A 23682-nucleotide genomic window follows, 5' to 3' on the forward strand; every position below is an offset into this window, starting at 1 on the left:
TCAGCTCCCCTGGAAGTAGGCGTAATTCGGGACGTCGCTATACAGCTGTTCGCGCTCCTCTTGCAGGCGCGTCTGATACAGCTGCATGTACATCGCCATGGCCTTGGCCGCCGAAGACGGGGGTACCAGCGGGGCCCGCTCGGTGGCCTCCACGGCCTGCTGCTGGAGCCGTGCGGACTCCAGCGCGGGCAGCAGCCGCATGCACGTGCCGTAGACCACCAGGTCTACGTACCGCTCCGGGTAGCCGGTCGCGGTGAAGTCGTCAGATCCGGACGCCAAGGTGCTCGGCGTCTTGGCATACACGACCTTGATGGCCTGCCCCGGCGTGACCGGGCTCAGAACCTGGATCGACTTCCCTGTGGGGAAGTTCGCCGTCCGGGCCTTCGGGTTGTAACGCCAGTCCGGCAGGGGCTGCGCAATCTTGGACGGGCCGATGGTCTGGCCCGTCACGTACCAGACGTCAGCACAGTCCGCCGGCAGGCCGTACTCCATGACTGGAGCAACTTTGGTCAACTCCGTCTCGGCGAACACCACCAGTTCCGGGTACAGGGTGATGATGCTCTGGTTGATGGCCTCCTTGATCCTCGCCTTCGGGAAGGCGGGGCTGGAGGTCACCAGGGCATGAGCCGCGTGGCTCGCGGCCACCGTGCCTTCGTACCCGCGGCCGTTCGCCGCACCCATGACGTTCACGACGCCGGACGTTCCGTCCCAGCCCTTGACGAGGATCAGCTCATCATCGATCTCCACCAGCCCGCGGCTGAGGTTCAGCACCGTGCCCGGGTCGCACGTGAATGACGTGTCCGTAGCCGTCATGGGCGCGGCCAGCTCGCTGACGCTCTCCTGGCTCATGGTGAAGCCGAGCAGCTGCTGGCGTACCTGGCGCACGAGTTGATCGAAGGTCGTCATCAGACCGCCTCCGCCTCCACGGGCATCGGAGCCGCGGCCTTGAAGTCCTTACCGAAGGCGAGACCGGCGGCGTCGGACGCCTTCAGAGCGTCAACCACCTTGTTCCGGGTGGTCCCCTCCGGCTGGATGCCCTGAGCCCGCGCCTGCCGGTACAACTCCAGATCCTGATCCCACTGCTTCTGCGCGGTGGCGTCGCCACCGCCGATACCGCAGTACGCCACGCGGAGATTCGCCGCACGGGCGCACTCGCCCCAGCTCTTGTGCTGCCCCGGAGTCGGGCAGCCGCTACGGCAGGCCATCATGACCCCGCCACGTTGCCGTCACGGTGCGACGGAGAGACGTGTGAGTCGTCCTCCGTGCCGAGCACGGACAGCTCCACTGGAGTGGCGGCCACCGTGGCCGCCAGAATCAGAGCCTCGTCCTGGTTGACGAGGGTGGTGTTTCCGCCCGGTCCCTCCGGGCAGTACGGGCCCGACATGGGCGTCTCCTAGGTGGGAGTGAAGTTCGAGTCAGTGACGCCGACGCCGGCGGCGATCAGCGCGGCCCTGGTGGCGTCGTCCACGACGTATTCGTGGCCGCCCATGTACGTAGTGGACGCTGCCGCGATCTCGTCCTGGGTCGGGAAGCGCACCGCCCGGTAGACACCGGGCGGGCCCTCCAGGATGGTGATCCCCCGCGCGAGCGTGTAGCGCACGAAGAGGGGGTCTTCCCAGGACGCCGGACCCTCGTCCACAGACGGGGTCCGGAGCGTCCAGGCGGCCATCAGGAGTTGTCGATGCTCGACGTGGTCTCGGCCCGGATCAGGGCCTCGTTGCGGTAGATCTTCCAGCCGGCGACGCCGTACCAGCCCAGCGGCCGGAACCGCGCCAGCTTGTCCACGATGGGGCCTGCTACCACGTGGAATTCGTCGGCGACGGCCTCGGCCAGGGCCTGCTGGCCTGCGTAGTACGTGCGGAAGCGCCTGACAGTGTTGTCGCCGGTACCAGCATCCACGGCGTTGTAGCAGCGGGGGCTTTCAACGTAGAAAGCGCCCTCGTATGCTCCGATTTCGCCCGCCCAGATGTTGCCGGCCGCGCTGTAGTTGTGCGGGTCCCGCCAGTTCGCAGCGCCGGTCTCCGCCCGGAGGTCGTGGGAGACCTCGGGGTGGATCGCACACCAGTAGAGGCCGCCCTTCCTCGGGACCGCCTTGTTGGTCCGCAGCTTGGCCGTCGCGAGCCTCGCGATCGCGCTGTTGAAGGTGTCGCTCGCGGCCATCGTGGTGGCCACCGGGGCGGACACGGTGCCGGTGGTCACGTAGGAGACCGTCCCGGCCTTGCGCTGGATGACGTTCGTGCCCGAACGCAGCTCGGTCTGCACAACGGAGTCGATGGAGTCCGCGGCGTTGTACGCGATGATGTTCGCAATGGCGGGATCGACGTCCGTGAGGCTGAACAGGTAGAGCTTGCGTGTCCGCAGGATCGCGTTGCCGTACTCGTTCAGCACGAGCGTGACCGTGTTGGGGTTGCCCAGCGCCACCGAGTCCGGATCGATGTTCTCGGTCAGTGCCGTGGTAGCAGTGGCCAGATCCTGGTAGCGCTCCATGGTAATGGAGCCGCCGGGAGCGGTCGTGTCCGCCGGCCGCTTGTCGGCGACAGAGCGGAACATGGGCTGAGAGCGGAGAGCGAACTCAAAGCGCTTGTCATATGCGGCCTGAACCGTGTTCGACATGGCGCTTGTGTCGGTATAAGCGTTAGCCATGGCCTCTCACCCCCCGTTATGGGGATGTCGTAGGAACGGGGAGAGGTCAGGTCCAGTCGAAGCGCGAGCCCTTCGACTGCATCAGCTGCGCGAACTGCTCGGGCGTCTCGCATGCCGCGATGGCGGCAGCCAGTTCCGCGTCCGAACCCTGCGGAGGGGCCACGCCCTGCGTGCCCTGCTCCTGCATGAGGCGCATCTGCTCCTGACCGTCAGCCGGAACGGTGGATGCCGGCGGCCCCGAAGGGGCCTGCTCGCCCTGCTGGCCGTCCTCGCCGGGTGCGGCGGGGAGCTTGGCCAGGGCGGCGCCGTTGGCGCTCAGCCACTCGTCCAGCTTGGCGGGGTCGCCCGAGAACAGGCCCGCGGCCTGCGGTGCGTACCCCTTCGCCTTGAGCGTGTTCTCCAGCTCGCTACGCGTCTGGGCTTCCTTGAGGCGCTTGTTCTCCGCCTGAAGCTCGTTGAGCTGTCCGGAGACCTTGTCCATGTACTGGCGGAACCACTTGGGTCCCTGCTCCATGGACGGCTGCTCCCCAGCTCCCGATGTGTCGTCGGTGTCGTCGTAGCCGAAGCTGTACTCGCTCATTGCGCACTCCCGTAGTCCTTGCGCGGCCTGCTCCGCCCTCGGGGAAGGGCATCGCGCTCCGCTACCGGCCTTGTCGTGGACGGGGCCGGTCGGTCCGTCGGGCAAGGAAGGTAGGCCCAGCTAACGTCATTTAGCTAGCACTGGTAGTTAAAAGCCGTACGGACAGCACAAAGCCCCCGCAAGTCGGGGGCTTTGACGCGGCTCACCTGAGCGCCGCAAGGTTCCTCCGGATGTCTTTTATGGGCAGCGGAGTCAGACCCTTACGTCTGACTGTACCCCGGGTTCAACCCGGCCACGGAGGACCCCTGTCCCCCGCTGAACATGGCCCGCTCCTGGCTCCTCAGGCGCTTACCCAGCGCGCTGGCGGACTCCTGGCCCGGAGCGCTGACGGCGCCCGGCGTGAAGGCTTCCTGCTCGGCGAGCCTCTGATTCCAAACGCTGCCGAACCTGCCCGCAATGTTGAGCATGGTGTCCATACTGTCCGCGATCTGGCCGTACACCTGCTCGGCCTGGTCGGCTGTGACACCCATGGTGGCGTAGCCCTCCAGGTCAAGCTTGTTCGCGGCGAAGCCGCGGCGGATGGCAGCCGCACCGATGGCCGCGGCGGCGGCCTGCTTCTTCAGAATGGGCTCGGCCACCTTCCGGTCCAGGAAGTAGGCCGTGAGGTCACTCTCCTGGATCCCGTACATCTTGAACAGGGCCTGGCGGTACGCCGGATTCGACTGAGCCACGGCCTGCGTGGCCAGGTCCACACGGTCCTTGATCTCCGTCGGACTGACGTCCGCCGATATCCACCTGGTGAAGTCCGCGGGGTTGTCGTAGAAGCCCTTCGGCAGGCCGGCGGAGCTGAGCACCTGGCGGTACGCGGACTCGGTGGCCAGATAATCCGCGGGCGAGAGCACCGGCAACCCGGCCTTGATTCTCGCTTCGTTGCCGGCGAAGCGGGTCTTGTACTCCTTCGTGTCCTGGAGCAGGAGCGAGATGGTGTCAGCCCCGTAACCCTGCTTGACGTAGTCATAGATTCTCCCGGCCAGGGACCCGAGGCCGTAGCCGTTGAACAGCGACTTCAGCGCCAGGAAGGCGTCGCGGTTCGAGCCCGACAAGAGCTTGTCGTACTGGCCGGTTGTCTCGTAGACGGTCCTCTGTGCCGTCTTGATGCCCGCGGTGGCCGTGTCCACGGCCTTCTGCTGGGCCTTGGCCACACGCTCGGCCTCGCCGATGGATCGCTCCAGGCGCTTCCGCTGCGCCTCGGACAGGCCCCTGCGGGCCGCCTGGCGCTTGAGGGCCTGCACGCGGTCCTGGGCCATCTTCAGGTCGTGCGTGGCACGCCTGGAGCCCGCCTTGGCCTTGTCCAAACCCTGCCGGGCCCTCCGGGCCGCGGCTGGGTCGACGCTCGCCTGGGGCAGGTCCAGGGTGTCCTGGAAGTCGTCGGGAACCCTCTGCGCGGGTGTCGTCATCAGTACGCCAATCCGAAGTCCTTGGCCACCTGATGGGCGATGCCCATCAGTGAGTCCTGCGCGTTCTTGGTCTTCTTCCAGAGCGGGTCAGACCGTACCTGCTGCTCGAATTGCCACAGCGGCGTCGCCTTGTGCATCGCGTCGGCGACGTGCTTGTTGTACAGGTCGACGTCCGTCTCCGGCAGCTCCAGCAAGTCCGACACGGACTTGATGTACGGCGCCGCCAGGTCGATTGCGTTCTGGCCCGCAAGAATCTGCTCGCCGAAGGCCGAGTACCGGGCTGCTGCGGCCTTGCGGATCTGGGCCTCTACGGTCTCCTGCGTCGATCTACCCGACACGATGGAGACGGCGTTCTTCTTGTACCAGTCGCTGGAGTACCGCAGCCCGTTGACGTACGCCACGGTATGGAGCTTGTCGAAGGCTTCACCGGCCTCGCCCCACATGATGCCGCCGTGGGTGGTCGCCTTGGTGCCCAGCCAGTCCTTGATCCGGTCATCTGACCAGCCGAGCGCCAAGGCGTTGTAGGTGGCGTCCCTGAGCAGTCGCGAGCTGTTGCCCTTGGAGTTGATCTGGTTGCCCAGACCGACCTGGACCGCCAGGGCATTGATCTTCCGGCGCGCATTCAGCCAGTCCTGCTTGAAGGTCGCCGGGTCCTCGTACTTGGTGGTGATGTACTTGCGCAGGCTGTCACTCTGCGTCCGCCACCACTTGGTGTTCCTCAGGCTCGCCTGGAAGCGAGCAGCGCTCCACTGGCCGCTGACTGCCTTGCTGAAAAGCCTCTTCAGCTCCTTGCTGGAGTTGATGAGCGCGGACGTCAGGCCGTACTGGGAGGCAAGCTCGTCGGAGGACAACTTCGGTGTCACGGGCGCCGGCACTCCACCGCCCCCAACGGAGCCTCCGCCGGACGCGGCCAACACCTTGTTCACATACTGCCTGACCGTATTGCCGCCATCGCTGGCCCGGCTGTTCGGATTCGGCTGGCCGCTGAACCACATGGAGGCAGCACCCGCGGCCCCGTACTTCTTGTAGTACCCGCCCAGGATGACCCGGGCCACCGTGTCCTGAGCAGCCCGGGAATTCCGGAACTGCTGCCAGGTCATGCTGTAGCCCAAGGCTCGCTTGGTCCAGCTCGGGATGTTGGCCTTCATAACCTGATAGGCACCCACCGCGCCAACCCCATTCACGACGCTGTAGTTGCCGCCGGACTCGATCTGACGGATGCCGTAGAGCAGCTGGTCCAGTGTCGTCATCAGAAGCCCAGTCCCATCTGCGCCAGCACCTGGCGCCCGATGCCCAGCACCTTGTCCTGAGCCGACTGCGTCTTGCGCCAGGCCGGGTCATTGCGCAGGCTCTGCGTGAAGTCGGCGATGCTCATCGCCTCCGGCTGGCCAGCGCTGTTCATCCGGTTCAAAGCGGTCCTGACCCGGGGCGAGTACACCGAGACGTCCGTCTCGGGCACGCCCAGCTCCTGGGCCACGGCCTGGATGTACGGCTGGGCCAGATCCTGGATGTCCGCGCCGGCCTTGATCTGCTCGGCGAAGGCCGGGTACAGCCCGGCCGACTGCTCGCGCATGCTGGCCTGGATCTGCTCCATGGTCGTCAGGCCCCTGACGACGTACTGAGCGTTGTTCAGGATGGACTGCTTGGTGACGGCGACGCCGTTCTTGTACGCCTCGGACTTGATCGCCTGGGCGATCTGCCCGGCCATGCCGCCCAAGACTTCACCGTCCTGGAACTTGATGTACTGACCGACGAAGTTGTTGATCTGCGCATCCTGCCAGCCGAACCACACCATGCCCTTGGCCAGCTGCTCGGTGGCCTTGTCCGAGAGCACCGCGCCGGCCTGGACGGCCAGCTTGCGGGCTGCCACCCGGGCACCCTCCATGGTTGCCTTGTAGGTGGCCGGGTCGGTCTTCTGAAGCGCCTGCGCCTGGCGTACGGTGTCCGAGTTCTTCTTCCACCAGTTACTGTTTTTCACCTCGGCCTGGAAGCGGTCGGGGCTCCACTGCCCCGCCACCGCGCCCTTCAGGAGCTTGTACAGCTCGGGCTGGCTCTTGAAGAACGCATAGCTCATGCCGTAGGTCTCAGCCAGCTCGTGGGCGTCCAAGCGCGGCGCGGCTTCGCCAGCCGTGGGATCGGGGTCCGGGGACGCCGAGACGCCGGGGATCCGGCGGCCACCCATCCAGCGGTCCATGTAGTACGAGTCCGCCAGGGAGGAGATCTTCACGCCCTGGCCCGGGGCCGGAGCGTGCACGAAACGCCCGCCGCCCAGGTAGATGCCGACGTGGTCGGGCCCCTTCTTCGATCTGTCGGTGTCGAAGAAGACCAGATCGCCAGGGCGCAGTTTGTCCGGCGACACCGAGGCGCCGACCTGGATCTGGTTGTACGTGACTCGCGGCAGCGAGATGCCGCGCTTGCCGTAGACGTACTGGACCAGCCCCGAGCAGTCGAAGCCGCTTGGGGTGCTGCCGCCCCAGACGTACTGGACGCCCAGGTACTGCCGGGCGTCCTCGGCGATGTCGACCCCGTTGATCACGAGCCACCGCCGAAGATCAGCGCATCAAAGGCATTCTGGTACGTCGTCGCCGCCTGGTAGGCGCCGTACTCCTTCTTGCCCTTCACTTGCTGCTCGCCGATGAGCGCCTTGCCCTCGGCGGACACGCCGCCGGACGTCGCGGTGTCCGAGCTGAGCTGCTGGCCCGTGTCCATGTCGTACTGCGTGGTCGTGGTGTTCACCACCGGGTTGGACTGCTCGGCCGTGTGCAGCGCGTTGGCGAAGGTCGCCAGCTCCCCGGACCCCGGGTCGCGGCCCATCAGATCCTGGAAAAGCTTCGTGGCCACGGCCTTGGCCGTGTCGGGGTCGGTCAGATCCACGCGGGTATCCACCACCTGCGCCTTGCCGTTGCCCAGGTAGGTGCCCGGTCCCTGGTACTTGCGCTCACCCGTGACGGTGTTGATCGCCCACACACCCGCGCTCGTCCAGGCGTTGCTGCCAGCGCCGCCGGCCGCCTGGACGTATGAGGCCATCAAGTCGAAGGGCGAGACCTTCTTGCCCGCTTTGCCGTAGAGCGCGGCCTCCTTCACGAGCTTCTGCCAGAGCTTGCCCCCTTCAAGAGGGCCGTCGCCCAGCTTCAGCAGCCCACCCACGATGGCCTTGGCGACGAAGGAAGACTGTGTCTTCGTGTCCCAGGTGTAGAAGTCCTGGGCGGCCTCGTCAGCCGTGACCCAGAGATCCTGTTTGCGCTTGGACAGCTGAGCCTCGGCGGCCGGAGACAGGTACGGGATGTCCTTCTCCCGCTTGTACATGCCGGAGACCTGGCCCATGTAGACCTTGCCGCTGGCCTTGCTTGCCCCGCCGCCGGCGGCCAGGAGCTGCTGAATGGCGGCGAGGTCACCCCCGCTGCCCTTGCCCTTGTCGCCACTCGCGATGGCCATTACGCCGCCTCCTGGGTCAGCAGCTCGTCAGTGTTCACGCCCATGTCTCGGGACAGGTAGCGGTGGTACAGGTCGCCGAAACGGGTGTCGCTCTCAACCAGGGCGTCCACCACACGGGCCCAGCCCGCGGCCAAGTCCGCGTTCGACTTGGCGCCCAGCTCCTTCGAGCCGCCCGCCTGATCCCGGCGGGCCAGCTCCTGCGTCATGGCCGAGCGATACCGCAGGTACTCCTGGAGCCGTCGCAGGTCACTGCGGCTCGGCAGCTTGGCCAGCTCAGAGTTCGCCACCGCAGTCAGGCCGGGGATCAGGCGGTCATACCGCTTCGGGTCCAACGAGTAGTAGTCCTTGGACCACTGTTCGTTGTAGTACGGGTTCTCGCTGCCATCGGGCAACAGCGGGTCGCCGTACAACTTGGCGATGGCGCCCCGCATCTCCTTGAAGCGCTCCGCGCCCTCGTCTTCGAAGCTCTCGAAGCCGGCGTTGTGCAACTCGGCAGTCACCTGGTTGCTGAGCTGAGTGAACTTGGCCCAGCCCAGACGCCTTTCGTTCTCCTCCATCGCCTCGTCAGCGGTGAGCTTGCGCCGCTGCATCTCGGCACCGCCCGGGATGAGCGGCGTGGTTAGCTGGTAGGTGTATGCCTCCGGTGAGAAGGGGCCGTCTCCCTCGGGGCCGACGATGAGCGCGGCCAAGTCCGGGTTCTTGGCGATCAGGCCCGCGTACCTCTTCTCCAGCTCGACCGCCTTCATGGTGGCGGGCACACCGCCCTGGTTCTCGCTGGTCGCCTGGGCGAAGATGAAGTGGCTCTCCCCGAAGCGCTTCAGGTACTCCTCGTCCGCCGTCATCGGGTCCTTGCGCCGGAGCGCGTTGTACTGGTCCCGGAAGAACTGGTACTTGTCCGGCTTCTGGGTGCTGAACGGCTGCGAGAACGCCGTGACCGCCGACCAGAGCCAGTAGTTCTTGGTCCGGTTGGCGATCTCCTGGGCGCTCGGCATCGGCTTGCCTAGGTTGGCATGCTCGTACGCAGCCTGTTGCATGATCTGGAGCTTGATGCGCTGGTAACGCTCATCGCTCGTGTCCCAGGCTGCAAGGAAGTTCTTCAGGTAGCCCGGTGCCGCCGAGTTGATAGCGCGGCCCGGGAGGCCGTCACCGAAGACCCCGCCTCCGGCTGAGGGGCCCAGGGGCAGGATGCCGAGCTTGCGCATCAGCTCGGCCTGCTCCGGCTTGTCCTTCACCAGCTCGTTCACCGGGATACTCACGACCGGGCCCACACCAGGGTTGAACCAGGGATCTCCCTGCGTCACCAAGTTCATGGAGTCCTGAGAGATCTTCCAGTTACCCGAAGAGTCCATCCCCCAGATCTTGCCGATGGGGCCGCTCGCGATGAACTTTGGGACGCGGGCCATGATGAAGCGGTCTCCCTTGGGGACCAGCTTCCGCACCATCTTGCCGGATTTCTCGTCGTAGACCATGGCCGTGCCGTCACGCTGGACCCTGTTGCCGTCTTGATCCTGCATCCAGCCCCAGCTGATCGGAGCGTTGAAGAAGATCGACGCGTATCCAACCGTCTGGGGGCGGTCGGCCAGGATGCGTGCCCAGCGCTGCCATGCCTCGGTCGTGGCCGAGTAGAACGGGCTCATGAACCGCAGGGCGTGCCCCACGTCCGAGCGGTGAGCGATGTCGAACACCAACCGGCGCGTGTCCTTCAGCGCCAGGCGCCGGGCCGTCTCGGCGATCCGGTCGGCGTCCTTCTGTGTCAGCTTGACACCCTGCTTGATCTCCTGGGACGCCAGGTTCTTGGCGTGGCCTTCGTAGAGCTGGTTGAACAGGGGGTGCCTGGACATACGGTCAGCCGGGATGCTGGCCGCCCACTTGTACCACCAGTCAATGACGCGGTCAGCCGCACGGCTCGCGTGGTTGCTGCCGGCCAGGGCCTCGCCCAGCTGGGAGCTGTGCACGTACTGCGGGTACTGGCCTGTCTTGGCCAACTCCGTCAGGTAGGCGATATCTGCCTCACTGTTCAGCGCGGCATCTCGCACGCCGGACTCCACCGGCATGTACTCGTCCACCTCGTGCCAGACGGACTGAGCGATGCGCTCGGGGGTGTCGTACTTGATCCCGAGCCGCTTCCGGTACGCGCGGCCTTCGGGCGTCTTGCGTAGCCACTGCGCCATTTCGTTGGCGGTCTTGCCCTCAACCGCCTGGATGGCCAGGGGGTCCTGAAGGATCTGATGGTTGATGGCCTTGTGCCACGCCTCCACGAAGGTCTTCTCATGCCCTGGGTAGCTGATCGGTGCCGCCGCCTTGGTGTTGGCCGACCGCTGCAAGTTCGAGTGGATCAGCTGCTTGTTCCGAGCCAGCATGGTGCGCAGTTGATCGTCCGAGGAGATCATCTTCATGTAGTACTCACCCTTCTCGCCCGAGAGGGCAGGGGGCAGCACGACACCGTCTCCGACGGTGACACTCCTGTTCAGCTGGCTCGACTGGCGGAAGCCACGCTCGCGGGCCTGCTTCGCAGTCTCAGCCGCCGTCTGCTGGAGGTCCCGGTGTCCCACCAGTTCGGTCAGCTGGTCTTCCAGCTGCGCCAGTCGGTTTCGGCGGGCCGGCGAGTGGCCGTTCAGTCGACTCTCTGCTTGCTGAACATGAGCGTTGAACCTGTTCACGAGCTGCTGCATCGCGCGGTACTTCACGGGGTCCGCGGCCGGGTCCATCGTATCCAGCTTGGTCTGGGCCCGGGTGGCACGGGCACGAGCCCTACCGAGGTCGGCACGGTAGACGGCGCTGCGCTGGTCGAGCTGCTTCCGTAGGGCGTCAGCCTCCGGCTGGAGAGTCTGGATCTCCTCGTCCGCGTACTTCAGGCCCTGGCGGGCCGACGCCTCGGCGGCCTCATAGTGGCTGGCTGGCCGCCAGTGCGCCAAGTTGGTGGCCAGGTTCTTCACGCCGTACCCGGTCCGCGCGGCCATCGTGGCCGCACCGAGCCGGGCCACCTGGCCCAGCAGGTCATCCGAGAGCACCCTCGGGATGTAGCCCAACCTGAACAGGGTGGCGAATTTCCAGAGATGGCTGAGGTGGTCCATGCCGTTGATCAGCCAGTCCGGGTTACCCAGGGCCGACGTGCGCAGCGCCTTGAGGGCGCTGCCGTGGCGGGCCAGAGTCTTGTCCAGCATGTCCAGGTCGACCAACACCTGGTTGTTGGCCAGCTTGGTCACCATGTTCGGATGGATCTTCAGGCGGGTGCCCGCTTCGTCGGCGGAGAAGATGTCGACGCTGCGGTTCTCATCGCCGAAATTCGCGCCGGAGTACCGACGAAGGTCTTCCTGGCCGCGAGTGATGTTGGCCCGGTACTCGCGGTACAGGGCCTGCGCTTCATCGGCGGTGAAGCCGTGCTTCTCGGCGATCTTCTGGACGCCCAGGTGCTGGATCTCCTCCAGCGCCGTCATGCGCTCGCCCTCAGTGGTGGTCTTGAGGTAGCGGTTCAGCATGTCGGCCCGGATGTCCGGGCCGATGCCCGGAATGCGCGCGATCTGACCGCGCAGCTCGTCTATCGCCTCGGGGTGAATGTCATCGATGGCGATCAACCCGTTGGGGTGCGCCTCGCTGAAGCTGCGCACCAGCGTGAAGCTGGAGCCGAAGAGGTCGTTCGCGTAAACGCGAGCCTTCTTCACCGTGGGGGCCTTGATGGCCACACTCTTGGCGTCGCTCGCCCTGGTGGACATTGTCCCGAGAGCCGGGCCGGTGCGGAAGTTCCGTTGGTTCGCCGTGCGGGTGTACGCCCGGGAGCCCGACCAGCGCGTCAAGTTCAGCTGATCCAGCTCGCCGTAGTGGTCCAAAGCCGCGTTGTAGCGGCTGATCATCTCCTCGTCGGCGTCGTTCAGTGCCCGAAGGACGTCGATGCGCCGCTGGACCATCTCCGCGGCGGCGGGGTTCGCGTCTGCCTGGACGCGCGGGAGCACGGCCGTCTCCAGCCGGCTCAGCCGGCTGTTGTCCTGCTCCATGCGGAGCTTCGCCGAGGCGTTTCGCTCCTGGAGCGTCCCTCGCGCCTCGGCGTCCCCGAGCGTAGTCCTGAGGAAGAGGTTCACCTCCTCCGGACTCTTCAGCGTGGAGATGATGCCGCCGGCCCGGGGCCCCAGGGCCGACTTCTTGAACATGCTGAGATTGTTGACCAGGTCCGGCTGGTCCTTGTTCTCCCACAGGAATCGCTGGACCTCAGCCATGCGGCTCTGGCTCATCAGCGAGTCGATGTCGCTCGCCGACCAGCCGCCCTTCGGGCGGGGTGTCACGACGTACTTCTGGCGCGCGGCGCCGGCAGCTTTGCCGCCCAGTACAGCCGGATCCACCCACCACCGAGCCGCGAAGTCGGTCGCGCCGGAGGCGAAGCGGAACCACGCCTGATCTCGCTTCAACTTCTCAATGGCCTCGTTGCCAACCACCGGCATGCCTGCCTGGCGCAGCAGCTCCTGCTGCTGGTCCTCCGGCAGATCCTCGAAGCCGGCCGGCAGGTACGCCGCGCCCGGGTTGGCGTACACCGGGCGGGCATTCAGTACGTCATGCCCCTGGGAGTGGTTCAGCCAGAATGCCTGGCCGGGCGACACATGGTTGGCGGTGTTCCACGCCTTGGCCCACTTGGAGGCAGAGAACCAGTCGCCGCTGACGGCGAACGGATCGCTGTCGCTCGACCGGGCCTCCTTGCCCATCAGCAGGAAAGTGGCGATGGGCTGCGACACGACATTGTCGTACGCCCAGTTCAGCCCCTGCATCGTCTTCTCGATGGGCTTCGACCCGGGCTTCAGGAACACGTTCTCTATGGCCCGGCCGGTGCCGGACTTGCCCACGTCCTCTTCGTCATCCAGCGCCGCCGTGATACCGGCGTTGATGTACGTGCCGACGATGGGGACGGCCAGCGAACCGTCCCTCACGTTCTTCAGGAAGTCGTCCCAGGACATCACGCCTCCGCGAACGGGTCGTCCGGCGGGTAGACGTCGATGGCCGTGGGGCTGGCCTGGAGGCCGTACGCCAGGTCATAGCCGACGTAGGACGGATTGGGCCCGTGCAGCGCCATGTCCACCGCAAGCGCAGGCGTGTCACTGAAGAAGCTCGCGTAGTTCCCGATCTGGGTCCACCAATCCATCAGGCCATCCCCTTGAGCTGGCGTACGAGGTTCCGGGCCGCCTTGCTGGAGCCAGGCTGGTTCGCCATGTGCTCGAAGACAGGCAGGTAGGCGATCAAGCGTCGCATGTCTTCGTCGGGCTGGTTCGGCAGCCCCAGGGCCTCCGGCCCGGGACCGTCTCCGAGGGTCGCGCCGGCCGTCACCGGCACGTCCGGCTGCTGAGTCGGTGCATCGAAGCCGATCAGTGACGCCGTGGGATCCACGACCTCCGGGGTGCCAACGTCCCCGCCCGGAGATGCGGCCACCGGGGCCGCCTGCTGGAGCTGCTCCAGCTGCTGACGGTCGCCATACTGACCGCCGCTGGGCACGCGGACCGGCTGGGCCGGTCCACCGTCGGTGCGCTTCGACAGAGCCCCCGGCCCGGAGACCGGGGCGGGGGAACTGGGCTGGCGGTATCCACCGCTCGGCATAGCTCCTCCTGGTCTTACTCGCTCGGTTCAACCTGGTCGATGTCGGAATTGGCGTATAGCTCGACGTACAAGACCTCGGGGTCCTCTCCAGCGTGCGCCCGTTCCAGCGCACGCTGGAGCTGCACGTCTTCGATGACCCACCAGGCCATGGCTCAGCGTGCCTTCCGCGCGTCGTTGCTGCCCGTGGTCGGGTGGTCGCCCTTCAAGGACGTCTTGTCCCAGCCGGCGATCTCCGGCGTCACCGTGTTGCCGCCGGTGTCGCCGCTGTTCTCGCCCTGCATCGGCATCTGGGTGTGCGGCATCTCCATGCCGCCCTTCTGGGACGCCATGGGCTGGCTGCCGCCCTCGTGGTACGGGTCGCCCGCGAATCCTTCGGACATTCTGATCACTTCCTGTTCTTCGGGTCGCTGTGCTTCTCGCAGTACTTCGGCCTGGCGCCCTTGCCGGACCACTCCCTCTTCGCCTCGGGACACCCGTGGTGTTCGCAGAAGAGGCCCGGGTCAGGTTCCTGGTGCCGCCGGGTCGGTCGCGCGGGCGGGTTAATCGCCTCACAGCCGATGTAGTGGCCGTCATCCCGGCCGCAGATTCGGCAGTCGCTCATGCCGGGACACTCCTCTTCACTGATGCGGACATGGACGGGCTGCCGCTACTGGTCAACCCCGCGAGCAGCGACATCACGTCGGGCTGGCCGCCCGGGCCCATCTGGGCCTGACCCGGGGCGACGCCGCCGGGGGCGCCGGTCGTCGGGTTGAGGCCGAAGGGGACAGCCCCGGGGCCCTGGCCCTCTCCAGGGCCACCGGGGAGTCCGGGAGCCGGCGCCTCGGGCGCGGGCTCCGGCTGGAAGGCGCTCAAGATGGCCTCGTGCATCGGCATCTTGTCCCGCAACTCGATGAGCCTGGCCATCTTGGACAGGATCATGGTCGGGTCCATGCCTTGCTGGGCCATGATCCCGATGGAGGACGCCAGGGCGAAAACCCCCTGCTTGAGGGCGTCCGTGGTCTGCTCCTGGTCGACCTGAACCTGAAGGCTCGCCACGTCGATGTCCATGGGCAGCTGACGCTGGACGAAGTCCCGCGAGACGAGCTGGTCACCGCGGAGCTGGAGAAGGAAGATCAGTGCCTGGTTCGGGTTCATCCCGCTGGCAAAGCCGTAGCTCACGCTCACGCGGTAGTTGCCCTTGATGTCCTTCGCGGGGGTGTATGTCTCCTCGAAGGGCGTGCCGTTGATGACGCCGCTGATGTTCTTCTTGGTGTCCGGCCAGAAGCGCTCATCCATTTCGAAGGCCAACTCAAGGGCGCGCTCCAGGGCGTCCCCGATGATGAGCTGACCCGTGGCCACCTGGATGTCGTAGCCGCCGTTCAGAGCGTTGACGCCCTGTCCGGTGATGATGGACGCGTGCACGTCGCCGGTCGCACTGGCCGGCGTGCGCGTGCCGCGCATGACCTCTTCCTGGAGCAGGGCATCCTGCTGCCAGGCGGCCTGGGGGAGGTCGGTCCCGACTCTCCTGATTTTTTCCGGCGAGTTGGTGCGAATGATCGCATCATCGCCAAATGGGATTTTCTGGACGTCGGTTGGAATTGCCAACGGAGCCCTGACGGTCTGCTGCGTCGCCTGGAGGCCCAGCATCGCCACGCGGTTGCGGGCGAGCATCGGCCAGATAATGTCATCGAACTGACCGCGGTCCTGGTCGTCCCAGGACGGCTTGCGGCCGACGGCCACGGGTACCTTGCCGAAGCGGTTCTCCATGGTCATCAGGACGAGGTTCTTGCGCTCCGGCATGTACAGCACGTACTGCTCGGCGTCGCAGAACTTGACCAGCTCCAGCTCAGTGTCCCCCTGGACCTGGCGCCCAAAGGGCTGGTCAGAGCCGAGGATCGCCTCGGCATGCTCGGGGAACTTGGAGGCCAGCTTCCGGGCGCTCTCGCGCCAGACCTTGGTGTACGAGCGGACGTGCCCGCGTACGTCGTACTCCACATATGTCTTCATCGGGTTGTCGATGCGAAGGGTCGGCCGCCCCTTCTCGAAGTCGGGCTCCACGATGATCGGCATGGAGCCGTACGTCAGGTACCAGTCGCAGCCGGTCGGCATCTGCCGCTTCAGACCGGAGTCGATGATGTAGCTGTACGCGATCTTCGTGCGCTTGGCGACGAACTTCTTCTGGCGCTCGCTGCTGACCACGCCCGGGGCGCAGTTAAGCGACGGCAGCGGCGCCAGGTTCTCGGCGAGCTGCCTCGCTGAAGTGTCGAGCACATTGGCCGTGATCGGCCGCGGCCACGCGTCCGGCATGGAACCCGGCGCGATGTTGTCGATCTTCTGCGCACGGGCGTCATAGACCGTCTGATGCCGCGCGTCCCGCTCCTGGGCGTCACGGCGCAGCGCCTCAACTCGGCGCGTTATCTGCTCGATCGTCGCCATGACCACCTCCTGTGGGGGCGAAAGGTACGTGGAGTCCGGCTACTTCTGCCCGCTGAGCTTCGCCACGGCCGCCTCAAGGCGGGCCACGCGCTGCTCCAGGGTGAGTTTGACCTTGGTCGGTGCGCCGCCCCACTTGCCCGCCGGCTGCGCCAGGCAAGTTGCGACGTCCTTGCGGAACTTGGCCATGTCGATGCCGGCGGGGTCGGACTTCCAGTCCGACCACTCCTTGTGTCCGATGATCGACTTGCCACCCAGGCCCCACTGGTCGCCCTTCGCGCGGTGCGCCCGGATGATGGCGGCCTGCACCTTGACCATGGCCACGTACTGGGCCGACGGCCAGGCCTCCTTGCCGTCGCCCCGGTTGACACACTCCCAGCCGTAGAAGTGCGAGTTGCCGTCCACGGCGCCTGAGCTGCCCTCGTGCTCGTGCGTGGCGGGCGGGTAGTCGCCGTAGTCCTCGGCGGTCACCGCGGCGAGCACGCGAGCGTCGCCGCCACCGGCATGGTTGGCCCGGCCGTTGCCGACCAAGTACACGTCGCCCTTCTTGCCGATGACGCCCGTGGCCAGCGGCCCCGGCAGCGCGGCGCTTCCGGACCAGCAGTAGCCCAGGATCTGGGCCTCGGAGACGTACGGCCCCGTGTGGTGCACGATGCTGCCGTTGACCGGCCCCCAGCCGCCGTGGCCGGCGCGGTTGTGCGTACGCCAGCCGTCGGGCTCGGTGACCTTGACGCCCTCAGCCTTCAGGGCTTTGACGAGCTGGTCCGCGGTCAGGGGAGTTGCCACGCGATCTCTTCTCCTCGCTCGGCCGCCGCGCGGATCGCCGCGGCGTTGATCGGGTCGATGACGTCCAGGGCGTCCAAGTACAGGGCTTCGGTCCACTCAGTGAAGTTCATGGCGACCTCGGCGGAGACCGCGCCCCAGTGGTAAGACCCCGTGACGCAGAGCAGGCCGTAGCTGTCGTCAGACAGCTGGCGTCCGCGGTACCAGACGTGCTCGGGCTGTTCGTCGGTCATCAGTCGCGCTCCGGCCCCGGGCCAGGTGCCGCCCCTGTGCTCGCCCTCGGACTGCGGGACGTAGCGGTTGAAGAACGCCCCTTCGGGGTTCAGGACGGCCAAGCCGACGAGGTCACTGTCCCCGCGCGGGGCTTCCGTGATGACGGCGGCCCGGCACTGCGAGGTGTACTCGCCCCCGGGCGTGCCATAGCTGACGTAGTGAACGATGCGGCCCACAGTGGGCTTCTGCTCCACGGTTCTCCTCACCAGGTAATGGCGCCGTTCCAGGCGCCGGCGCCCTGCTGCTGCAAGGCGAAATCAACGTCCACGACCATCTGTCCGGCCTGGTCACGCTCCGAGGTGAACTCGGACTCGCTGCGGTGCCAGCCGCTGAAGTCGCTCACCATCAGCTCGCGGCAGCGGATCTCGGCGAACCACATGGCCATGACGGTGTCGGTCAGGCCCTTGGTCTCGGGGAACCAGGCGCAGAGCTGCTCGATCAGGGCCCGTACACCCTCGCTCTGCGACTGCGACGGCAGTCGGATGAGGTTCCGGCGCTCCTGCCAGCCGTCGAACAACGTGGCCATGCTGGCCACGCCGAAATCGGGGTCCCACTTGTTCGAGTTCGTGTGGTGCGGGCTGATCAGGCAGCCGCGGGCGGTCAAGTAGTCCTTGATCTCCTGGTCCTGCGTGATCGACGCCTGGTAGGCGTTCTTCTCGATCCGCCACTCGGAGATCCCGTAGCGCTCGGTCAGGCGCTTGATCTCGGCGCGCATGCGGTGCGGCGGCATGCCGCGCTCGTTGACGACATCGAGCACCCATCGGACGCCGGTCCGGCGGTCCAGGCCGATGACCACCATGGCCGTGCAGCCGGCCGCGGCCGGGTCGAGCCCGGCGACAACGAGCAGGCCGTCCATGCCGTACCGGCGGTGGCCTGACTGGCCGTCGAACATCCGGCCCGGGTAGCGGGCTCGGTCTATGCAGCCCTGGACGTCGGCCTGCTTGAAGATCGCATCGTCCGCGACCTGGTCTTGCATGTAGACCATGCTCCAGTTGCGCGGTGTCATCTTGCGACGCTTGCGAGCCAGAGCCTCGCCATGCCACATGGGCCAGAGGCCATCCCGAGGCCAGCCCTCGGTCTCGGCCTGCTTGCGGGCCTGGATGGTGACCGGCGGCCTGTTGGTGGCCGGCCAAAGCGTCTCCCAGTCCCGCGGGTCGTCCGCGAAGGTGAGCACCGCCGGCTGGGTCAGGTACGTCCAGGGCGACTGGCCCTCGCTGTAGTACTGGGGCTTCAGGATCTCGGAGTACAGGTCCGTGGTCGCCATGCGCGTACCGATGAGCAGCATGCGCCCGCCGACGTCGGCGACACGGGAGCCGACAATGTTCTGGATCCAGTCGATCTGGGCCTCGAAAGCCTGGTGGTTCGTGTTGTCCACGCAGTCGTCCATGATGACCAGGTCCGTGCGCGTGCCGTAGATCTGGCCGCCAATGCCCACGGCTTCAACCGTGTATTCCTTCTCGCCGGAGTCCGCTCCGGCCACACGGATCTGCGTGTTGCTCCAGGAGCTGGCGCCCTCGGCGAAGCCGCCGGGCGGGCCGAACGCCTGCTGGAGGTCGATGTACGTCTCGGACTCGGCCAGGCGCTGCTTGATGCTGAACAAGAACTTCGCGGCCATGCTCTGCGTCTTGGACACGAGCAGGATGCGGATGTTCGGGTCCTGGCAGATCCGCCACACCACGTAGTTCACGGTGAGCGTGGTGGACTTCGCATGCTCCGGCGGGGTGTTGACAACGATCTGGTCGTCATCACCCTTGACGTACCGCTGGGCCGGGTGCAGGTCCCGCGGCTCCCGGCCCTCCAGCAGATCGAACCACTGCAAGTGATGCCTGAAGAGGCGGGTGTTCAGGTACCGCTCGCAGAACTCCGGGAAGTCCGGCACGTCCTGCTTGGCGCCCTTGGACTTCTCCAGGTTGCTCTGCAATGCCCGGTCGATCAGGCCCCGGAAGTCCGGGTCGGTCTTCCGGTAGTAGTCGTACGTGCTCCGCACGCAGCCGGCCTGACGGCAGCCCTCTTCGATCGTATGCCCCATCCTGACCGTGGCCAGGATGATGTTCTTGCGGTCCTTGCTGGATGCCTTGGAGACGCGGCGGTCCCGCGGGGAGCCGCCGTTGAGTTTGCCGTCCTTGTTGACCGTCAGGCGAGCCATCAGGCCCCCTTGACCGTCAGCTGACGCAGGCGGTCCAACGCCGCCTGGTCCTCCTCGGTGAACTCGTCGCCGCGGGCGAGGACCTTCTCCTGGGCAAGGTCCAGGGCGTAGCGGAGCATGTCCCGTTCGACCTGGCTCAGCTCCATGCCCTGCTCCCCGAGTCTCGGGGCCCCCTGGGGGCCCGACCGGGGGCGAAAGGTACGTCTGGAGCCATATTTCTGCGAGCACGGCAGAGTTATCCACAGGGCTTGTGGATAACTTCTTTGGATCTTTGTAGGAAAACACAAAGACGACACGCCGAGCGAGCTTGCAAAACACCCTCCTAGACCAGCTAAGCTCGACCCAGCGAAGCTCGACCGGAAGGAAAAGCACTCCCGGTCTCGCATATAGCGCGCACCGCGCGCAGCGTGACGCCCCATCAGGGCGTCAGAGCAGCTCAGGGCCCCTCTCGGGGCCCTTTCGCATATGCGGCGCAGGCCGCTCCCAAGCGGCCGACAAGCGCCGCAGAAGGAGCCCTTCCGGGCTCCAGTGGAGCCGGCCGATAAGCCGGCTCAGGCACTGGGGAGTTTGCCACCGAGACCTGGACGGAGACCAGGGATCGGGGGCCAAGGGTGCTTTAACACCCCGGGGTCAGACCGGGGTGAAAGCACAGGTAGGAGCATGGCTGGGGCTCCACAGAGCCCCCTTGGCCCCCGATCAGGGGAGGTGGACACTCGTCCACCGACCCATGTCGGTGTCCGGTGTCGCACCATGATGTCCATGGTGGGCCGGTGGCCCACACGGTGTGAGCCCCTTCGGGCTCACACACCTGGGCAGCACGGTGGTGCTGCTCACCATGTGTGGTGCACACCGTGCACCACCACTGTGTGGCCCACCATCAGGTGGGCCACACCTGTGTGTCCGGCCCAAGAGGACAGGGCCGGACACCTGTGCGCGCACGCGCGCGCGTGTTCATGCCCTGCCGTCTTCGTGGTCGTGGACGACCACTCAGCCTGGCCACACCAGAGCCGGCTGCCGTCGGCTCCCAGGGACCGCCGGAGCGGTCACCAGGGCGCCCCAGAGGGCGCCTGTAGGCGAGTCCGGCATCAACTCCTCAGCCGGACTCGCACTGTCGCGCACACGCGCGAGAAGTCGGCTCCGGCGGAGCCGCCCCACCTCTTGCCGACTCCGCTTGTGTTCACATCTGGCCGATGACCGGCCGTTCATGACTCATCGTGATCACCGGGTGACCGGCCCGTTTCTGGCGGGTGCTGTTCCGGCATGTGCCATCGGCACCTTCTGACCTGCACCGTTCGATTCACACCCCCGTGCGCGCCGAGCGCGCCCCCAGTGCGCCGGACGAGTCCGGCCAGCGTCTTCACATCCCTCCACAGGTGCGCACATCACGTTCCGCTACTCATGATTGAGGCAATACAGAATCGAACCAAGTCGCTTGACCTTGTTAGGCAACCCTCATTCATGCAGGTCAAAGCCCATATGGAAAAGATCTTCAGAAAACCTTCCCGACAGGGCTTGACTCATAGATGAGTCAGAGCGCAAGCTCTACCCATCGAACGGCGACACCGCGAAAGCGGAGGAACCGGGAGGAAGTCCAGCGCCTTGTGCGCCTGGAATTCACCTGGTGTTCGACACCGTTCGAGAGCACCGCCACCCGTCCGACTTACACGTCGGCGGGACCGGCTCAAGCAGTCACGGTCCTTCGTCCGTCAGACCCGGTGCGAACAACCTGAACAGCAGTCCACCTGCGAGGGGAACGAACCCTAAGCGTGGGTGAGTGCACGGCACTGAGACACCGATTCCCGAGCGGGCAAGACGGCCCGCGATGACCGGTCGGTGGATAGGACTGCGGCGACACATATCCCGGTGTCGCCACGAACGGACTAGGCAGACCCTCGCGTTGGGCGTGAGAGCCGAAACGGACGATGTACAGGGATGGTTGTGGCCGGAGCGTCATAGGCGCTCACACGGCTGTACACAAGCTGGCGAGGACGGGCGTCCGTCCGTACGTCCCCGACAGTCCCTCAGGGACTGCGCGGTCAAGGCGTATGGAGCCGCCCGTCACTCGTCAAGCCAGCAGGGGAGACATCTCACGCGTGGTGTAGCTGCGTGGGATTAAGCACGGTATGAAACCTGGACTTTGGGGCGCGGGAGACCACCCCGCCTTTGGTCGCCGCGAGGCGTCGGCTTCAAGGGGCAAGGCGAGTACCAGCCGTGCCAGCGCTTCCCTGCTGGCCTGATGAGTCCACGTGATCCTTGGAGAGGTGATCATGAGCGCAAAGAAGACATGCAGCACGACCAGTTGCAAGGCAGAGGCCACGCACCAGATCACATGGCTCGGCTGGTACGGCAAGCCAGTACGCGAGAGCGTCTGTGAGCCGTGCGGCACGGAGTACAAGAACCGTCCATCGCTTCAGGTGACAGAACTGAAGCCGCTGAGTCTCTGATCCTGCCGGAGCATCGAGCGGCCCCCTGAGTGCCATCGGGGGGCCGTTGGCTTGCTCTTACAGGAACAGAGCGCAGGGGGCGATCGAGCGCAACGGGGTGCCACCCGTGGGGCTCGATCGCAGGACACCGATACGCGGTGACGCGGCGTCCATGTGCCACCCCTGTAACCGATCACTCTTGGAGAGGCAGTGATCATGACGTTCCGCATTGAGGTCACGCGTACCTGGTACTACGTCGAATCCGACGAGTCCGAGACGTGGGCCACCGACCCGCACAACACCGAGACGTCCGAAATGGAGTACGACGCGGACGCCAAGTTGGAGTACGACTCGCCCGTTGACTGGGCGGTGGCGATGCTCGGCAACGAGAGCATCGTGCAGACCCCCAACATGGCGGGATTCCCCGCGCTCCAGCCGTCCGGCTACCCGATCCCCAAGGGGATCGAGTCGCACTGGTGGCTGTCCGGCACGGCGACGGACAACTACACCAACGAAGAGTCCGAATGGACTGTCCGTCTGGTCTCGCCCGAATGGACACCGGAAATGCGCGCGGAAGTCTTCCGCCGCGCCACGTCCAACTGACCACCCGCAGCAGCATCGGACGGCCCTCTCGCAGGGCCGTCCCCTTGTTCCTGCGGATGGGAGCACTTGACGCAGGGGTGCCACCCTGCGTCAGGCACACGTGATCATCGGAGAGGCTGATCATGATGAGCGGATACACGCACTGCGCATGCCGTGACTGCATGGACACCACGGTGTCCAGCGACACCGGCAAGCCTGAGTTGTGTGACGAGTGCGGCGATGCCGGTTGCGTGGCCATCGCGCCGTACAACGAGGGCGTTCAGTACTGCTCGGCATACGAGTGCCAGCGCGACGACGCGTACGGAGAGGCTGAGGCATGAAGATCTGGATCATCACCCAGGGCCATGACAGCACATACGTCTCCGCATGGCGCACCCGCGAAGCAGCGCAGCGCGAGACGGACCGGCTGAACGCTGAGTACCTGGCCAAGTACGGCCGTCGCCCCTTCGATTGGGAAGAGGACGAGCTGAACGACTGATCACCCGCCGGAGCGCCGGGCCGGCTCACCACGTGTGAGCCGTGTCCGTGCTCTTACGGATGAGAGCACAACGCCCCGGGGTGCCACCCGGGGCGTTGCTGGTGGCACAGCCTTACTGGAGAGGCAGGCAGCGCCATGGAGAACGGTAGCAAGAGTGGTCCGCACGTCATCGCGCGGACGTGGTACACGAGGCGCCCCATGGAGGAGGTGCCTCTGACGGGATACGTCCGAGACTGCCGGTTGACGGCCGGCTGGTCTGATCACGAGTGGGCGGGCGTCGACCGTGACGGTCGACCGCTCCAGGTGTGGTGGACGACCGAATGGCCCGTCACGGGCGCCGAGCTGCACGCCTACGAGATCACGGACGGGGGCGAGTGACCATGGTCGAGACGCCCAGCACCGGCACGGAGTGGACCATGCGCAGCCGGTACGAGACCGCGGACGGAGACCGCGTCGCGCTTCTGTACGCCCCCGAGGGGGGCCGGTTCGCCGTGTCCTACTCGTACGTATGGAGCTTCGCGCCGCAGTTCATCGAGTACACCAGCCGGCTGGAAGCGCACAAGGCGTTCGCGGTCTCCCTGGAGTCCGCCGAGCGTCGCGGCGTCGTGAAGCGCAAGGAGGGCTGAACCATGGTCGACTCCGTCAAGACCGAGCCGGCTCAGGTCATCCACGAAGTGGGCCGGAATCTCCGCAAGAAGGTCACGCAGGAGACGTATCTCCGCACCCTGGCCTACGCCCAGAGGGTGGGGCTTCCCACCTCCGGGTGGCGCGGTGAGGACCGTGAGGGACAGCCCCTGGCCGTCGTCTGGGTGACGTGCGGTGAGCACAACATCGGCCACCTGTTGGCCGTGTACGAGATCCAGGGGAGGGCGTGA

Annotated in this window: 25 protein-coding genes; 6 read left to right on the forward strand and 19 right to left on the reverse strand. The window is 66.2% G+C overall.

What is annotated here, in order from left to right; translation table 11 throughout:
- The 19 genes from AB0E62_RS00350 to AB0E62_RS00440 all read right to left on the reverse strand — a co-directional run bounded on the left by AB0E62_RS00350 (position 1) and on the right by AB0E62_RS00440 (position 19449).
- A complete protein-coding gene (locus AB0E62_RS00350) occupies positions 1 to 906 on the reverse strand; it encodes a hypothetical protein (RefSeq protein WP_362185737.1) in 906 nt (301 codons plus the stop codon).
- Positions 906 to 1127 carry a hypothetical protein gene (locus AB0E62_RS00355; RefSeq protein ID WP_362185740.1) on the reverse strand — a complete coding sequence of 74 codons (222 nt, stop codon included), beginning with the start codon at positions 1125 to 1127 and terminating at the stop codon, positions 906 to 908. Before AB0E62_RS00355 ends, AB0E62_RS00350 begins: the two co-directional genes overlap by 1 nt.
- Positions 1128 to 1204: 77 nt before the next feature.
- Positions 1205 to 1384 (reverse strand): hypothetical protein, encoded by a 180-nt coding sequence (locus AB0E62_RS00360; RefSeq protein WP_362185743.1) that lies wholly within the window; start codon positions 1382 to 1384, stop codon positions 1205 to 1207.
- Positions 1385 to 1393: 9 nt separating this feature from the next.
- Complete coding sequence (locus tag AB0E62_RS00365) at positions 1394 to 1639, reverse strand: hypothetical protein (RefSeq protein ID WP_362185746.1); 246 nt, start codon at positions 1637 to 1639, stop codon at positions 1394 to 1396.
- 29 nt (positions 1640 to 1668) lie between these two features.
- Positions 1669 to 2643 (reverse strand): N4-gp56 family major capsid protein, encoded by a 975-nt coding sequence (locus AB0E62_RS00370; protein WP_362185749.1) that lies wholly within the window; start codon positions 2641 to 2643, stop codon positions 1669 to 1671.
- A gap of 46 nt (positions 2644 to 2689) precedes the next feature.
- On the reverse strand, positions 2690 to 3223 hold the full coding sequence (locus AB0E62_RS00375; protein WP_362185752.1) for a hypothetical protein: 534 nt from the start codon (positions 3221 to 3223) through the stop codon (positions 2690 to 2692).
- 260 nt (positions 3224 to 3483) lie between these two features.
- Positions 3484 to 4680, reverse strand: coding sequence for a hypothetical protein (locus AB0E62_RS00380; protein ID WP_362185755.1), 1197 nt, complete (start codon positions 4678 to 4680; stop codon positions 3484 to 3486).
- Positions 4680 to 5930, reverse strand: coding sequence for a transglycosylase SLT domain-containing protein (locus tag AB0E62_RS00385; RefSeq protein ID WP_362185757.1), 1251 nt, complete (start codon positions 5928 to 5930; stop codon positions 4680 to 4682). Before AB0E62_RS00385 ends, AB0E62_RS00380 begins: the two co-directional genes overlap by 1 nt.
- A complete protein-coding gene (locus AB0E62_RS00390) occupies positions 5930 to 7216 on the reverse strand; it encodes a C40 family peptidase (protein ID WP_362185759.1) in 1287 nt (428 codons plus the stop codon). The genes AB0E62_RS00385 and AB0E62_RS00390 overlap by 1 nt, the downstream gene beginning before the upstream one ends.
- Positions 7213 to 8115, reverse strand: a complete 903-nt coding sequence (locus tag AB0E62_RS00395) for a hypothetical protein (RefSeq protein WP_362185762.1) — start codon at positions 8113 to 8115, stop codon at positions 7213 to 7215. The genes AB0E62_RS00390 and AB0E62_RS00395 overlap by 4 nt, the downstream gene beginning before the upstream one ends.
- The gene (locus AB0E62_RS00400; RefSeq protein ID WP_362185765.1) at positions 8115 to 13055 is read right to left on the reverse strand and encodes a hypothetical protein; all 4941 of its coding nucleotides are present in this window, start codon (positions 13053 to 13055) and stop codon (positions 8115 to 8117) included. Before AB0E62_RS00400 ends, AB0E62_RS00395 begins: the two co-directional genes overlap by 1 nt.
- Entirely contained in the window at positions 13055 to 13240 is a 186-nt protein-coding gene (locus AB0E62_RS00405) for a hypothetical protein (protein WP_362185768.1), read from the reverse strand. The genes AB0E62_RS00400 and AB0E62_RS00405 overlap by 1 nt, the downstream gene beginning before the upstream one ends.
- A complete protein-coding gene (locus AB0E62_RS00410) occupies positions 13240 to 13689 on the reverse strand; it encodes a hypothetical protein (RefSeq protein ID WP_362185771.1) in 450 nt (149 codons plus the stop codon). Before AB0E62_RS00410 ends, AB0E62_RS00405 begins: the two co-directional genes overlap by 1 nt.
- 152 nt (positions 13690 to 13841) lie before the next feature.
- Complete coding sequence (locus tag AB0E62_RS00415) at positions 13842 to 14069, reverse strand: hypothetical protein (protein WP_362185774.1); 228 nt, start codon at positions 14067 to 14069, stop codon at positions 13842 to 13844.
- A 217-nt stretch (positions 14070 to 14286) separates the two neighbouring features.
- Positions 14287 to 16104, reverse strand: coding sequence for a hypothetical protein (locus AB0E62_RS00420; protein ID WP_362185777.1), 1818 nt, complete (start codon positions 16102 to 16104; stop codon positions 14287 to 14289).
- 39 nt (positions 16105 to 16143) lie between these two features.
- The gene (locus AB0E62_RS00425; RefSeq protein ID WP_362185780.1) at positions 16144 to 16887 is read right to left on the reverse strand and encodes an N-acetylmuramoyl-L-alanine amidase; all 744 of its coding nucleotides are present in this window, start codon (positions 16885 to 16887) and stop codon (positions 16144 to 16146) included.
- A complete protein-coding gene (locus AB0E62_RS00430) occupies positions 16872 to 17351 on the reverse strand; it encodes a hypothetical protein (protein WP_362185783.1) in 480 nt (159 codons plus the stop codon). The genes AB0E62_RS00425 and AB0E62_RS00430 overlap by 16 nt, the downstream gene beginning before the upstream one ends.
- Positions 17352 to 17359: 8 nt before the next feature.
- Positions 17360 to 19303, reverse strand: coding sequence for a hypothetical protein (locus AB0E62_RS00435; protein WP_362185786.1), 1944 nt, complete (start codon positions 19301 to 19303; stop codon positions 17360 to 17362).
- Positions 19303 to 19449, reverse strand: coding sequence for a hypothetical protein (locus AB0E62_RS00440; protein WP_362185789.1), 147 nt, complete (start codon positions 19447 to 19449; stop codon positions 19303 to 19305). The genes AB0E62_RS00435 and AB0E62_RS00440 overlap by 1 nt, the downstream gene beginning before the upstream one ends.
- A gap of 2493 nt (positions 19450 to 21942) precedes the next feature.
- Here AB0E62_RS00440 and AB0E62_RS00445 point away from each other — a divergent pair.
- The 6 genes from AB0E62_RS00445 to AB0E62_RS00470 all read left to right on the forward strand — a co-directional run bounded on the left by AB0E62_RS00445 (position 21943) and on the right by AB0E62_RS00470 (position 23682).
- Positions 21943 to 22329 carry a hypothetical protein gene (locus AB0E62_RS00445; protein ID WP_362185792.1) on the forward strand — a complete coding sequence of 129 codons (387 nt, stop codon included), beginning with the start codon at positions 21943 to 21945 and terminating at the stop codon, positions 22327 to 22329.
- A 161-nt stretch (positions 22330 to 22490) separates the two neighbouring features.
- Positions 22491 to 22649, forward strand: coding sequence for a hypothetical protein (locus AB0E62_RS00450; protein WP_362185795.1), 159 nt, complete (start codon positions 22491 to 22493; stop codon positions 22647 to 22649).
- Complete coding sequence (locus AB0E62_RS00455) at positions 22646 to 22807, forward strand: hypothetical protein (RefSeq protein WP_362185798.1); 162 nt, start codon at positions 22646 to 22648, stop codon at positions 22805 to 22807. Before AB0E62_RS00450 ends, AB0E62_RS00455 begins: the two co-directional genes overlap by 4 nt.
- A gap of 198 nt (positions 22808 to 23005) precedes the next feature.
- On the forward strand, positions 23006 to 23185 hold the full coding sequence (locus AB0E62_RS00460) for a hypothetical protein (RefSeq protein ID WP_362185800.1): 180 nt from the start codon (positions 23006 to 23008) through the stop codon (positions 23183 to 23185).
- Positions 23182 to 23433 carry a hypothetical protein gene (locus AB0E62_RS00465; RefSeq protein WP_362185802.1) on the forward strand — a complete coding sequence of 84 codons (252 nt, stop codon included), beginning with the start codon at positions 23182 to 23184 and terminating at the stop codon, positions 23431 to 23433. Before AB0E62_RS00460 ends, AB0E62_RS00465 begins: the two co-directional genes overlap by 4 nt.
- Positions 23434 to 23436: 3 nt before the next feature.
- Positions 23437 to 23682, forward strand: coding sequence for a hypothetical protein (locus AB0E62_RS00470; RefSeq protein ID WP_362185805.1), 246 nt, complete (start codon positions 23437 to 23439; stop codon positions 23680 to 23682).

Source organism: Streptomyces sp. NPDC038707, from assembly GCF_040636485.1.
In the GTDB taxonomy this organism is placed as follows: Bacteria; Actinomycetota; Actinomycetes; order Streptomycetales; family Streptomycetaceae; genus Streptomyces.